Below are 12,865 nucleotides of genomic sequence, written 5' to 3' on the forward strand. Positions count from 1 at the left end.
CTGTATTCAAATGATTCGTTCACGCTCTTATTTCAGCGTAACTTCAAAATATTGAACATAGTGATCCGATACAAAATTGTCGGCTTTGCCGGGAATTTCTCTGATCCAGCGAATTCCGTTACCTGGAATGGAGGACAGCATATTTCGGCTGACTACATAATCCAGCTTGCCACCGCTGATCTGGGTTTGCTCCGAACCCGCCGTAACGATCCAGTCTTGCTGCCAGTCCCCTTTTCCCTGATCCAGCTCGGAAGGCTCGCAGTTGAAATCTCCGGCATAGATCCATTGTGACTTTCTAATTTTGGGCAGCATAAGCCGGGTATACTTCGAAGCAAACTTGGGGTTTGAAGATGGAGCATGTTGGGAGTAGATATACAATCCTCCAGTACGGTCTATCTCCATGCCAACAACGGAACGAAGTCCGGACTGGCGCGGTGGCGGGAGGATGGATTCCACATTCCCGGTTGCCAGATCCGCTCGGGTCACAATGGCCAGATTGGTCCGATTGTTATCGACCTCCGCCTCGTAGTAGACCACAAACATTACCTGCCTTGAACTAAAACGGATATCTCCGGCGGATACGGAGGATTTGGGACTAATGGGTCTCAATTGTTTGAACTCATCAAGCTTGCCGCACTCCTGGAGACAAATGACCGGATTTTCGACAGCTCCGGAAAATAACCAATTCTTCAGCGCGCTCATTTTATTGCCCATTTTATCCGGGTCCTTGGAGTCCTTTCCTTGCATATTCCATGTCAAAAGCGATAGCTTCAATGCGTTTTTTCCTCCAATCTCTGCAATTCCTGGTGAAACAGTTCTTTCCAGCGCTTTGCGATTTCCTGCCACCTCCATTCCAGAGAAGTTGCGTATTGATAGGCCTGCCAGGAACGGTCTTCCAGATAAACAGGGGAGGTATACAATTCCTCCAGAACTTGGGCAGTTGTCTTGGCAGACACCACGGGCATGTTTCCTGTCTCTGGCTTGGAAGGAATACAGATTCCTTCCGCTCGCCACAATTCTCCGCAGGCACTGTGATCCGGCACCACCTGGGCTGCCCCGGTGGCCGCATGTTCAAAAGCCACGAGTCCCCATCCTTCGCCACTGCTGGTGTTTAGCCCCACATCAGCTGAGTTGTATATAAGGTTCAGATCGATTTCGTTCGTACGCGGCCTTTGCCTGTCACGGGTTGTTGTCAATAGTCGGTCCATAATGCCGTACTCGCTCGCCAGTTTGAGCACGTCAACACCGCAATCGCGCATCCCCATGTGCAAATAGAGATAGACATCCGGCTTGCCATGAGCAAACTCGGCAAAAGCCTCAAGGGTAATATCCACCCTTTTTCGCTGTCCGTTACGATTGGCATTCAGTACAATGAATGCGTCCTGCAGCTCCGGTCGATCTGGAAACATGAACATCCGTGCATGACGTCTTTCTCTTGTCAGTCCTTGCTTCTGAAGCGGCTGGGACGTCAAAGGGTAGAACTGCGATGTCTCCACCCCATGAGGAAGAATGTACATCCGCGGGCTTCCGACATGTACGCCCCGACTCCTCTCTTGTTCAAAGGCCTGAGATACCATATTGAATCCAAAATGTGTGTAAGTGACTACTACATCGGCATAACTCAATGCCCTCAATCGGGAAGAATCCACCGGGGTATCGATCGGACAGTATACAACCGTGATTCCCTCATAATGCCGAAGTGCTTCTTCATGCAGTTCATAAAAACCAAGATCATCGCACATCAGCACCAGATCAGGCCGATATTTACGTAATAGCCCCGGCAATTGCAAGCAGCCGTACTTGTCACCCAGCATCTGATTGATTTCCAGCTTCCATGTGGTGTCACGTGACACATCACCATAGTCACTGATGGCAAAGTAGACCAGATCAAAATCATCCTTCAGGTAACCAGCCAGGCTCTCCAGAACCCGGGCGTAACCGGTAGCGTTCCCGCCTTGTCCAACGACGAGCACCCGTGGCTTAGCCAAACCTGCATCCCTTAAAAGATAACCAAATGTCATGGACACCCCCCTTTCCGTATCACCTTCTGTATCACTTGAAAAGAAGCACACCAATCATCCAGAAAGAGAATAACATAGGCGTCCATTCACCGCGTCTACCTCCAGTTAGATACCAAAAGAGCCCATTCTATAACCGCTGTTATAGCGTAAGATTTATACTCCGCTCAAGGCTTTTGCTGCCAGGTCATACATAACAAACCCTGGATCAAGAACAAACCAAAAAGCGATCCCCCACAACAATGGAGAGATCGCTTTTTCAGTTTCTAACTTTGGCTTAGAATTCTAGCCCTGCTTCACATCCCAGCTCACAAGCATGCCTCTCGCCATTTCCATATTAGACTCTTCTCCGGTGATTAACGCAAACCGCGCAACGATCGCCGGGTATGCCGCCCACTGCTCCCGAATATGTTCCAGCATCCGGGGCCACGTCCTTCCCCCTGCCTTCTCATAACGATTGAGCAAATCCTGCAACTCTTCCTCTTCGAAGAGCGCATAATAGATAACAAAATCCTTACCCGGGTCGGCGATCTCCGCCTCAGTCCAATCAATAAGGCCGGTAACCCGCTGGGCATCGTCGACGATAATATGCGGTGGATGCAAATCACCATGATTGAACGTTAAGTGCTCAGGCCAATAGCTGTCCGTTGTTAGCCACGCTTCCCACCGACTGGCCAGTTGATCTGGCACCTCAAACCTTTGTTTAACCTCCTCGATATTGGCTGCAAATTCTTGACGAGCCTCCATAGGCGTCTTGCTGCGCACTCCGCTCTTTACCGCTTCATCAGGATCTATGTTATGCAATGCGACTAGTGAAGCAGCGAGCGAATCGAAAAAGTCATCCGATAAGCTTTCCTGTGGAAATCGCCATGCGTACCCTCCCCCTGCCGGATCGACGACCGCAATTGGTTCTCCATCAAGTAAAGGATAAGCGATCAGTTCCGGCGTACAAATCCGCCATTCCGGTACCTCTACTGGCAGATGGCTTTTTACAACCTCCAGCACTTTGCGCTCATTTTCTGCCCTTTCCCATACATCCTCGCGCCGCGGCTGGCGCAGTATCCACTGTTGTCCCTGTTCATCGGTGGCAAACGCTACGCGAAAGTCCATACCGGACTCATTGACTTTCATGGATTCCTCAGCAATCCGAAGCCCGTTCTGTGCAGCTAAAGATGTTAGTTCCTTTTGAAAATTCAAATGCTCATTCACGTTCGATTTTGTCATATCGGGTAATCCCCTTTTCCTCCATAAAATTAAAAAACACAGACATTCATGCCTGTGCAGTCCATTTCGAAAATTGGGTATACCTGAATGCTCGCAAAAAATAGTAGTACATAAAAGAACCACTCTAGGAGAGCGATTCTTTCACGACTAGCGGCATACGTGTAAATAGGCAAACCGATCCCGATGAGCTGCACACAGGCAGATACACAGCAAGCGCAAACAAACGTTTCGCCATACTATCTCACTCGGAAAAAATTTGCCACACGTATCCCTCCGTTCTGTAAGTTACCCATATGTTAACATATTCCATTTTCTGATTCTAGATCAAATCGAGAATTTCCGTTCTTTTTTCAGCGATGTGCAGGAACTTTGTGGCTCAGAAACCGTCATATGTTTAGATACATTACGAACGATTGAGAGGTGATCAGCTATGTCTATTGTACGAAAATTATTCCCTTTTTCGCTGATTTTGCTTTTGCTAACGATAGGGTGTTCAGAAGAAGTCGCGGAAAAGCAGGAGGGGAAAGCTACGGTTAGCGGGGTGATTACGAATTTTAATGAAGAAAAGGGGCAGGTCCTCATCGATAATGAAGAAGATCGCGGTGATAAATTAGGACCCATCTGGATTTCACTTCATACGAATGCCGAACTTATTATCAATGGTGAGACTGTCACTGTCCCTTTGGATGAAACATTGGTTGGACGTAGAGCTGAAGTGTGGACAGGTGGGTTTATCGCTAAATCTTCTCCTCCGCAGACCAAAGCCTTGAAGATGGTTATTCAATAATAGAAAAACGATACATTTCGTTTCACGTGGAACGCTTTGATACACCTTTCCCCTTCTGAAATTATGGTATCCTCATACGACAGCCACTCACTTATGCTCGGTAAAATGAAGTTTGACAACATTAATCTAAATGCTCACAGCAATTACTCCGTTAACCCACCTGTATATAGAGTATAATAAAGAGGTATACGATAAATGTACGGTGCAATGCTTGTATATAAGCATATTGCATAATTCGATTAGAAACGCTCCCGTGTACAATTCGCTTTAAGGAATTATGTAATATGCTCCTGTATTCAAAACTAACGTAAAAGAGGTTAACGATGAGTAAGCAACAATTTAAAGATTATGGACTTGGCGAAGAAATCGTAAAAGCGCTGGATAGCCTAGGCTATGAAACCCCAACGGAGGTTCAAACCAAAGTGATTCCAGTAGCCCTTGATAATAAAGATCTTGTGGTCAAATCCCAAACAGGCAGCGGAAAAACAGCCGCCTACGGCATTCCGCTCTGTGAGCTGGTGGATTGGAACGAAAATAAGCCTCAGGCTTTGATTCTCACACCAACCCGCGAGTTGGCTTTGCAAGTTAACGAAGATATTACCAATATCGGTCGCTTTAAACGTATTAAAGCAACCGCATTATACGGTCAGTCCCCTTTTCATATCCAAAAAGCCGAGTTAAAACAAAGAACGCATGTCGCTGTAGGCACACCTGGACGGGTACTGGACCACATCGAACGCGGCACCCTGCCACTGGATCGCATCTCCTACCTTGTCATTGACGAGGCCGATGAGATGCTGAATATGGGCTTCATCGAGACGGTTCAATCCATTATTCAAGCTCTGCCTAGCGAGCGAGTGACGATGTTATTTTCCGCTACGTTCCCTGAAGATGTAGCCAAGCTCTCACGCAAATACATGAACAATCCGGTCGAGATTGAGATCAAGGCAAGTGGTCTTACAACAGCCACGATTGAACATGCTGTGATTCACGTACCAGAGGTGAACAAAACGGCACTGCTTCAGGACCTGTTTATTGTTGAGAACCCTGATAGCTGTATCGTGTTCTGTCGTACGCAGGAGAACGTGGATAAACTGTTCCGTGTCATGGCTGACCTCGATTATCCAGCGGATCGCATCCATGGAGGCATGGAACAAGATGAGCGCATCGAAGTGATGAATGCATTCAGAAGAGGACAATTCCGTTATCTGATTGCAACGGATGTAGCCGCACGCGGGATTGATATCACGAATATTACCCATGTCATCAACTACGATATTCCTTTGGAAAAAGAAGGCTATGTACACCGTACAGGTCGTACGGGTCGCGCTGGTAAAACAGGCAAAGCCTTTACTTTGGTTACCCCGAAGGATGGCAGACGTCTGGCCGAAATCGAATCCTATATCGGTTTTGAGATCCCTGTCTTGAAAGCTCCTTCCGAGGAAGCTGTTGACCGTCGCCGCGAAGAGTTCGAGAAGCGTTTGAAGATCGTGCCTGAACACAAAAAGGACAAGCGTGAACAGTTGAACCAACAGATCATGAAGCTGAACTTCAACGGTGGCAAAAAAAAGAAACTCCGTGCGGTAGACTTTGTAGGCACCATTGCCAAGATTGAAGGCGTCACTGCAGACGACATCGGAATTATTACCATTTTGGATAATGTAACCGATGTGGAAATTCTGAACGGTAAAGGCCCACTCGTGCTTGAGGTTATGCAGAATACAACGATCAAAAAGATGCAGCTCAAGGTTCGCAAGGGTCATAAATAGATTTTGAATCTGTTTAAATAAAGTGTTGTTCAAAAAGGGATAGTGGCTTATTTTATAAGTCTACGATCCCTTTTTTTATATATTGAAATGAGTTAAATTACTCGCTATCGCCGCTATATTGGCGATAAAGTTCCATTTGTTCATCAGGGTACACATTGTTCACTTGTACAAGATTTCATTTTTATTACACTAAATATGTAAACGCTTCACAAAGGACCGATAATAGGAGGTGTATGTAATGGGCAACAGGAAAGCAGTCTGGTTTCTGGTCTTCGCGCTCACGCTAACCATGTTTGGCCTTCATTCCGAACGGACCAGCGCGGCAAGCGTGACCATCACCAACGGTTCCGATTGGCTGGATACCGCAGGCAACCCCATTCAGGCCAATAGCGGAAACATTCTGAAAGTCGGCAGCACGTATTATTGGTACGGAGAGCATGCGGTCAGCGGTAAGTTTGACAGCGTTAATGTCTATACTTCAACCGATCTGAAGAACTGGACGTTCAGCAATGCCATACTGACCAAGGATTCAGCTACCGAGCTAGCCTCCAGCAAAATTGAACGTCCCAAAGTCATCTACAATGCCTCCACGAAACAGTATGTGCTATGGGCGCATTACGAGAACGGTACTGATTACAATCTGGGGCGGGTTGCGGTAGCGACCAGCAGTACACCGAACGGAAAATTCACGTATGAGGGAAGTTTTCGGCCTTTGGATTACGAGTCACGCGACATGACTGTTTTTGTAGATACAGACGGTACAGGCTATTTGATCACAGCATCCCGCAAGAATGGCGGGGCTAATGATACCATGGCTATTTTCAAAATGAACGCCAGCTATACCGGTGTGGAATCCTTTGTGGGTTGGCAATTCGAGAACGCATACCGCGAAGCTCCTGCCGTTGTGAAAAAGGGCAATCGCTACTACCTCTTCACCTCCCAAGCCGCTGGCTGGTATCCGAATCAGGGAGCGTATGCAACCGCATCGTCCATGACAGGCACGTGGTCCGCTCTTACACCTTATGGCAATCCATCGGCCTTCGGCTCCCAGATCCATGATATTGCCACCATTACGGGCATCAATACCACATCCTATATTTATATGGGCGACCGCTGGAATCCACTCAATCTTGGTGAACATAAGCACATCTGGCTACCACTGACCCTGAATGATTCAAACGGCAGTGCCTCACTGGAATGGTACAAAGAGTGGAATATCGATGCTGTAACAGGCACGGTAACGCCACCATCTCTTGTGAATCACGCCCAAGGCAAAACAGCTACCGCCATCTCCACAGCCTCCGGCTCCTCTGCATCCAATGTCAATGATGGCAATTATCAGACCTCATGGGCCGCTTCGTCCAATACTTGGCCCGCCTGGTGGCAGGTCGATTTTGGCGCACCGAAGACCATCACGGAGATCGATATCTCTTGGTTTATGTATAAAGGTTCAGAAGGCTATTATAAATACAAAATTGAAATCAGCAACGACGGCGTCAACTACTCCACGCTGGATCGAACCAGCAACACTACCTATGGGTTTACAACCGACGCTGTTCATTTTACCGCCCGTTATGTACGCATTAATATGGTCAACGCTGTCCTGTGGAACAACCCGGGCAACTGGTACACCCCAACCCTGCATGAGGTCAAAATGTTAGGGCCAGTAGCACCTGATGCGACAAATTACAGCCGTTTCAGTTCCTTCAATTATCCGGATCGGTACATCCGTCATTCCGACTTCACCGTCCGGATCGACACCAACGTCTCCCCTGTGCTGGACTCCCAGTTCCGCGTCGTACCGGGACTCGCAAGTTCGACCGGAATATCACTGGAGTCCATCAACTTCCCGGGCTACTTCCTGAAACGCAACGCCAGCAACAAAATCGTACTTGAAGCGTACATGGATACTGCCGCCTATAAAGGAGATGCCACATTTCTGAGCAGCCCAGGCTGGGCTGACAGCTCCAAAGTATCACTTCAGTCGTACAGCCAGCCCGGATATTACATCCGGCATTACGACTATGTATTGCAGCTGGATGCCATTAATGCCTCCAGCAGTTCAGCGGTGAAGGGCGATGCTACCTTTGGGCGAACCGATTTTTAGTTTAACCATTGGGGATGAGCACTGAGCGTTCTGCATTTCAGGAAAGGGGTCCCTCCTTCAGTTTCATAATTGGAGGCATGGCCCCTTTTATCTGTCCAAAATTTCTAGTAGGGGCTCATTAGGTCCCGATTCATACGGTAAATGCCCTTTTGATTAAGGCATAATCTCCGGCTAGACTGGCTACCGGAAGCCAGTTCTCTATTGCTATTTTAAAATCACCCGCATAAGCCTCATGATCAACCTGAGCTTGCTCTACTTTTCCAAGAACCAGATGATCTGTACCCACCTCAATAATCCGATCCAGTGTAAGTTCAAAGGCAATCGGAGCTTCAAGCACGGAAGGCACATTCACACATTTGCCCGGATTAGGCGTAACACCTGCTCGTTCAAATTCATTTTCCTCTGATGCCAGGTCAGCAGACGATCGCTGCATCGACTCTACCAACGATGCTGGGACCACATTAATGACATACCCCCCCGTCTCTCGGATATTAACCAGTGTATCTTTGACGGTACCTTCCCTATTGCCCACACCTGGTCCAATGGAAATGAGCAGTGTAGGCGGGTTTCGCGATGCTACGGTAAAAAAACTAAAGGGCGCCAGGTTAAGAACCCCCTCCTTGCTCCTCGTGGAAACCCACGCAATAGGCCGCGGTACCACCGAACCGATCATCAGTTTGTACATTTCCTCTACAGAGAGATCTCCTGTTACAAACTCCTTTGCATTATGTTTTGGCAATCCTTCACGTCCTTTCTTCCATTCCCATCCGCGGCTCCATCGGTTTACAAAATACAATGGGACCAATATAGTTGATTTAAGAATATACACATATTCAGTACAAAAAAAGTACGCACTTCAAAGTGCGTACCTACTCGAAGGAGCATCTCCAACATGGATAAACCAAGTACAACCAAGGAGGAAGAGCTGACTCCATTTGACTACACCTTGTCCATCATTGGCGGAAAGTGGAAGATGAAGATCATGTATCAACTTGCCTTTCATGGGGTTACACGGTACGGAGAACTCAAGCGACGTGTCCCTGGAATTACGTACAAAGTGCTAACCTCCCAACTGAATGATCTGGAACGCGATGATGTTGTGAAGAGAGTGGAATATGACCAGACACCACCGAAGGTCGAGTATTCCTTAACACTAAGAGGCAAGAGTCTGATGCCGATTCTTGAGGAAATATGCAAATGGGGAGTACACAACGTACCAGACTCACAGACTCTAAATGAATTACAATGACTTATTGATGATCTCTAAGAATGCCTTCATATTGTATGTGTCGTCCTGAATGCGCCATTCCCCTTGTTCCTGTAAAAAGGTAATCTCCCCTTCTAACGGAATGGTCTTCGTTTCTTCTCCATCATAATTCGTAAATACCAAATTCAGCGTGTACTCCACGAGCATCCAATCGCTCTTACTCTCTTTGATCTTGGCCTGTATGTCTTCCGGACGCAATAGAGCCTTTTCTTTGTCTGCAACCAGCAGGGACAGTGTAATATAACGATTAGCCATGTAAGCTTCATAATTCTTTGTAGTCAGGAACGGCTTCATGGTCTCTCCTTTGGCCAATAGCCCTTCCATAGTCAGAGTATCCTCATAGTCTTTATAATCAACGGTGAGTTCTGTTTCTTTGTATTCCAATGCCATTTCGAGAGCCTGCTGCTCATCTTCCGCGGATGCCTTCTGATTAGTCACGATACTCAGCTGTTCTGAAGCAGGTGGCGTCTCTTGTAAAATTTCTGTCGTTTCGGATGAGGTGCACCCCATGATCAAGACGGATGAGAGAAATAATCCGCTCATAACATAAGCTAACTTGCGCATTGTTGATCAAACCCTTTCGTATCTTTATCACTTTAAATTATCACCTTAATATGGATAAAATGTCCAGCGTATGTGGCACAACAGAGTAGAATAAACAGTCAATTACACAAGGCCGGACCATCGAATAATTATCAAAATTACAACTGGACCCTGTTTAAAAACTTGCTGGCTACATCGTACTCCGGATGAATAAAGCTTGCGATTGTTACGGGCTAAGTACACAGAAATGCAAATGCAAAAAAGAAGCCTTCTGGATTACTCCTCTGGCCCCTTTCATATAAATTAATAGAGAACTTTAATAATTTGAAAATCTAAAGATTAACTTTTCACCATCATAGGTTTGATCCTGCAGCTCCGTATAGTTTCCTTGCGTATAATTCGATACGGTCTTTCGCCAAAAGTGTTGACCTGCTTTATTTTTCTCTGAAGGATTCGTGAACAACTCCCATCGTCCCCGATATCTCTGGAATACCTCTTTTGCAGCATACTCTGCAATCCCCACACCTCTGAATGGCTGCATCAGAAAGAATTCGTTTATAAAGAAATCCGTATCTGCCGAACAATGAGGCGCGGTAGCTACAAATACAAAACCTGCTGGTACACCATCTACTCTAATTAAAAATCATAGAGAACGTTCGGTTTTTCCCACCATATGTTCTGGACATCATATTGATCTTGCAACGTTTGGTAATCATTACTCTCCTCGAAAATCCCATGTTGATTCGGAGTGTGTTCTGCATTTAGACCATAATGTCCGGATAAATCATGAAGGTATAGAGGGTACATGTTTTTGATGATGTATGCCTCATTGTTATGCGTTAATTGTACATCAATTTTCAATTTGGCTCCCCCTACGGCTGACGTAATGTGTTGTTAGTAACAGTCCTATAATCTCATTGTATTGCTCTTCTTCTGCACAATATAGGCAACAAATCATTTAAATCAATCCCTACACAAAAAGCCACATTCGATTGCTCGAATGCGGCTCTAACCGTTTAATCACTTTTTGGAATAGACAATTTTCTTGATACTGTCGATCGATAAACAGAATCGTTCTATAAGCTGGTCAATGGACATACCCGCAGCGAATAGCTGGCGGATCTCATCGTTCCTTTGCTTCAAAAGCATCCTGCTTCCAGAACCCTCGCCCCACTTTTGATGGGCTTCTTTCGGTTTGGGGATATACACCAATCCGCCAGGGATATGGCGCTGGATTTCCTTCAACAACTCTTCCGGAAAGATGGTATCTGCGTTAATATATTTCATATGCTCCGCTCCTTAAAAGTTAGGATCTTTAAGGCAGCAGAGTCAACCGATGAACAATTCTTAAACCCACTATACTGGTGTGGCGGAAAAGGATTTCAAGCTCTATGCAAACAACCGCCGTTGTTCATCGCATGGACTCTGCATAGAGCGGATCGCGAAACTTCTTATGAATTGAATCATGGTAGCCCCCCATTCGGTAAATCCTATAATAAGGTACTTTTATGGTACTCTTATAACTTCAATATGAGAACGCGATATCCTTTTACAACGTATTGTACTGCTTCAAACTCCGTTCCAGCATCTCTCTCACTTGTTGTTGCAGCTCCAGCGGCTCAATCACCTTCACTTCAGGCCCATAGGAGAGCAGCTTTCGCGCTGTAAAAGGGAATTCCTCAGGCGGCACCAGTCCTCGCCATTCATTACCTTCAACCGACTTGAACAGTACATCTGATCCTGCCAGTCTCGCGCCGAAATCCGTGAATTGCAGCACGACTTCCACGCTTTCTCTGTTTTCCTTGAAATTCAGCCACTCTTGCAGGCTTGGAACCGACTCGTCGATCGAATCCAGCATAACCAGTTCCTGCATGCGATCCACCCGATACAACAGTACCCGATCCTTCCTCTGGGCCGGCATGTACCAATACCCGTGATCATAATAGATGCCGATGGGAACAGCCTGTACTTTTTTATGTCCCTGCCGGGAATGATATATAAATTCAATCTCTTTTTTATCGACTGCCGCGCCTAATATCTCTGTTGTTAACGCCTCGGCCTGCACAGCATGATGTTGAAGAAACGTAATGTGCTGTCTCATACGTGTAATCAGATCCTGTACATCCTGAGGTAAAGTTGAATAATATTCCTCGGCCAGATGCTCACGAATCGATCCATACGGAAAATCCGGTACATTCTCCAAATATTCAATCATCATAAAAAGACCCAACGCCTCATGCTGTGTAAGTTGAAGGGGTGGCAATATCCGATTAGGAAGCACTCGGTAACCCCCGTTCACCCCAACCTCTGTATACAAAGGAAATCCAAGTTCCTGCAGATCATTCAGATCACGCTGGATCGTACGGATCGACACCTGAAAACGCTCCGCCAATTCACGAGCCGTAAATTTCTTTCTCGAATCCATAAGTCGCATCAATGCGAGTTTTCGATTATTCATATTCACCTCACCTAACTACGTCAACTTTTGTCATAGATAGAGTGTATCATATAATTCAGAAGGGAGCGATGGATATGTCTAATCATAAAGTTGTGCTATACATTGCGATGAGCTTGGATGGGTACATTGCAAGGCCGGATGGTTCGGTAGATTGGCTGTTTGATGTGGAAGGCGATGGTGGCGATAACGGGTATAGCGAGTTTTATTCAACGATTGGAACGGTGGTGATGGGACGACTTACGTATGAAGAGGTGCTCAAGTTGTCGGATGAATTCCCCTATGCGGACCGTCCGACGTATGTACTATCCCGTTCCAAACAAGCCCCTGCGCCACATGTACAATTTACGGACGAGGCTGTGGACAACCTGATTCCCCGATTGAAACAAGACTCCAACGGAGATATCTGGATTGTAGGTGGTGGCCAGCTGGTCCAAGCCGTTCTGGAACATCAACTGCTTGAAGAGGTTGAGATTGCCATTATTCCGAAAATCCTTGGTGAAGGCATTCCCCTATTTCCAACAGGAACGGTACCCACCCATTTCAGAATGATTCATACGCAGACGCTGGGACAGATCGTTTCGATCCGCTATCAGGTACAAGGAAAATAAGAGCAGTTTAGTTTAATCTTCTCCTCAGATATCCAAGAGGCAAAAAAACAGAGCCAGTCCTTTCTTGTTCAAGAGAGGTCTGGC

General features: G+C 46.4%; 14 protein-coding genes. 5 read left to right on the forward strand and 9 right to left on the reverse strand.

Translation table 11 applies throughout. The annotated features are described in order from the left end of the window. Positions 1 to 27: 27 nt before the first annotated feature. From P5G61_RS09490 to P5G61_RS09500, 3 genes are all read right to left on the reverse strand, one after another. On the reverse strand, positions 28 to 774 hold the full coding sequence (locus P5G61_RS09490) for an endonuclease/exonuclease/phosphatase family protein (protein ID WP_301246225.1): 747 nt from the start codon (positions 772 to 774) through the stop codon (positions 28 to 30). Further along, positions 771 to 2,021, reverse strand: a complete 1,251-nt coding sequence (locus tag P5G61_RS09495) for a glycosyltransferase family protein (protein WP_301246226.1) — start codon at positions 2,019 to 2,021, stop codon at positions 771 to 773. The genes P5G61_RS09490 and P5G61_RS09495 overlap by 4 nt, the downstream gene beginning before the upstream one ends. 282 nt (positions 2,022 to 2,303) lie before the next feature. Then, a complete protein-coding gene (locus P5G61_RS09500) occupies positions 2,304 to 3,242 on the reverse strand; it encodes a macrolide 2'-phosphotransferase (RefSeq protein ID WP_301246227.1) in 939 nt (312 codons plus the stop codon). A gap of 430 nt (positions 3,243 to 3,672) precedes the next feature. On the opposite strand from P5G61_RS09500, the gene P5G61_RS09505 reads away from it, so the two are divergent. The 3 genes from P5G61_RS09505 (at position 3,673) to P5G61_RS09515 (ending at position 7,905) form a co-directional block, all read left to right on the forward strand. Then, positions 3,673 to 4,029, forward strand: coding sequence for a hypothetical protein (locus P5G61_RS09505; RefSeq protein WP_301246228.1), 357 nt, complete (start codon positions 3,673 to 3,675; stop codon positions 4,027 to 4,029). 323 nt (positions 4,030 to 4,352) lie between these two features. Further along, positions 4,353 to 5,798, forward strand: coding sequence for a DEAD/DEAH box helicase (locus P5G61_RS09510; protein ID WP_301246229.1), 1,446 nt, complete (start codon positions 4,353 to 4,355; stop codon positions 5,796 to 5,798). Positions 5,799 to 6,087: 289 nt separating this feature from the next. After that, positions 6,088 to 7,905, forward strand: a complete 1,818-nt coding sequence (locus P5G61_RS09515; RefSeq protein WP_301246342.1) for an AbfB domain-containing protein — start codon at positions 6,088 to 6,090, stop codon at positions 7,903 to 7,905. 130 nt (positions 7,906 to 8,035) lie between these two features. Here the strand turns inward: P5G61_RS09515 and P5G61_RS09520 are convergent, their stop codons facing one another. After that, a complete protein-coding gene (locus P5G61_RS09520; protein ID WP_301246230.1) occupies positions 8,036 to 8,644 on the reverse strand; it encodes a flavin reductase family protein in 609 nt (202 codons plus the stop codon). Between the two features lie 153 nt (positions 8,645 to 8,797). On the opposite strand from P5G61_RS09520, the gene P5G61_RS09525 reads away from it, so the two are divergent. After that, positions 8,798 to 9,154, forward strand: a complete 357-nt coding sequence (locus P5G61_RS09525; protein WP_094938245.1) for a winged helix-turn-helix transcriptional regulator — start codon at positions 8,798 to 8,800, stop codon at positions 9,152 to 9,154. Here the strand turns inward: P5G61_RS09525 and P5G61_RS09530 are convergent. From P5G61_RS09530 to P5G61_RS09550, 5 genes are all read right to left on the reverse strand, one after another. Continuing rightward, on the reverse strand, positions 9,146 to 9,715 hold the full coding sequence (locus P5G61_RS09530) for a hypothetical protein (protein WP_301246231.1): 570 nt from the start codon (positions 9,713 to 9,715) through the stop codon (positions 9,146 to 9,148). The two genes, P5G61_RS09525 and P5G61_RS09530, sit on opposite strands and share 9 nt — an antisense overlap. 316 nt (positions 9,716 to 10,031) lie before the next feature. Continuing rightward, on the reverse strand, positions 10,032 to 10,256 hold the full coding sequence (locus P5G61_RS09535; protein ID WP_301246232.1) for a hypothetical protein: 225 nt from the start codon (positions 10,254 to 10,256) through the stop codon (positions 10,032 to 10,034). A 95-nt stretch (positions 10,257 to 10,351) separates the two neighbouring features. After that, a complete protein-coding gene (locus tag P5G61_RS09540; RefSeq protein ID WP_301246233.1) occupies positions 10,352 to 10,576 on the reverse strand; it encodes a hypothetical protein in 225 nt (74 codons plus the stop codon). Between the two features lie 159 nt (positions 10,577 to 10,735). Further along, the gene (locus P5G61_RS09545; protein ID WP_079348281.1) at positions 10,736 to 11,002 is read right to left on the reverse strand and encodes a CD3324 family protein; all 267 of its coding nucleotides are present in this window, start codon (positions 11,000 to 11,002) and stop codon (positions 10,736 to 10,738) included. Positions 11,003 to 11,264: 262 nt separating this feature from the next. After that, positions 11,265 to 12,173 carry a helix-turn-helix transcriptional regulator gene (locus tag P5G61_RS09550; RefSeq protein WP_301246234.1) on the reverse strand — a complete coding sequence of 303 codons (909 nt, stop codon included), beginning with the start codon at positions 12,171 to 12,173 and terminating at the stop codon, positions 11,265 to 11,267. Positions 12,174 to 12,241: 68 nt separating this feature from the next. Here P5G61_RS09550 and P5G61_RS09555 point away from each other — a divergent pair, with 68 nt between their 5' ends. Then, complete coding sequence (locus tag P5G61_RS09555) at positions 12,242 to 12,781, forward strand: dihydrofolate reductase family protein (protein ID WP_301246235.1); 540 nt, start codon at positions 12,242 to 12,244, stop codon at positions 12,779 to 12,781. Positions 12,782 to 12,865: the final 84 nt, after the last annotated feature.

Origin of the sequence: Paenibacillus vandeheii, from assembly GCF_030433635.1 — a bacterium.
Lineage (GTDB): Bacteria > Bacillota > Bacilli > Paenibacillales > Paenibacillaceae > Paenibacillus > Paenibacillus vandeheii.

Bases quoted from the DNA above. Each gene is read 5' to 3' on its own strand.
- P5G61_RS09495 (WP_301246226.1), bottom strand. From the start codon at position 2,021: ATGACATTTGGTTATCTTTTAAGGGATGCAGGTTTGGCTAAGCCACGG.
- P5G61_RS09500 (WP_301246227.1), bottom strand. From the start codon at position 3,242: ATGACAAAATCGAACGTGAATGAGCATTTGAATTTTCAAAAGGAACTA.
- P5G61_RS09505 (WP_301246228.1), top strand. From the start codon at position 3,673: ATGTCTATTGTACGAAAATTATTCCCTTTTTCGCTGATTTTGCTTTTG.
- P5G61_RS09510 (WP_301246229.1), top strand. From the start codon at position 4,353: ATGAGTAAGCAACAATTTAAAGATTATGGACTTGGCGAAGAAATCGTA.
- P5G61_RS09515 (WP_301246342.1), top strand. From the start codon at position 6,088: ATGTTTGGCCTTCATTCCGAACGGACCAGCGCGGCAAGCGTGACCATC.
- P5G61_RS09525 (WP_094938245.1), top strand. From the start codon at position 8,798: ATGGATAAACCAAGTACAACCAAGGAGGAAGAGCTGACTCCATTTGAC.
- P5G61_RS09530 (WP_301246231.1), bottom strand. From the start codon at position 9,715: ATGAGCGGATTATTTCTCTCATCCGTCTTGATCATGGGGTGCACCTCA.
- P5G61_RS09535 (WP_301246232.1), bottom strand. From the start codon at position 10,256: ATGCAGCCATTCAGAGGTGTGGGGATTGCAGAGTATGCTGCAAAAGAG.
- P5G61_RS09545 (WP_079348281.1), bottom strand. From the start codon at position 11,002: ATGAAATATATTAACGCAGATACCATCTTTCCGGAAGAGTTGTTGAAG.
- P5G61_RS09550 (WP_301246234.1), bottom strand. From the start codon at position 12,173: ATGAATAATCGAAAACTCGCATTGATGCGACTTATGGATTCGAGAAAG.
- P5G61_RS09555 (WP_301246235.1), top strand. From the start codon at position 12,242: ATGGATATGTCTAATCATAAAGTTGTGCTATACATTGCGATGAGCTTG.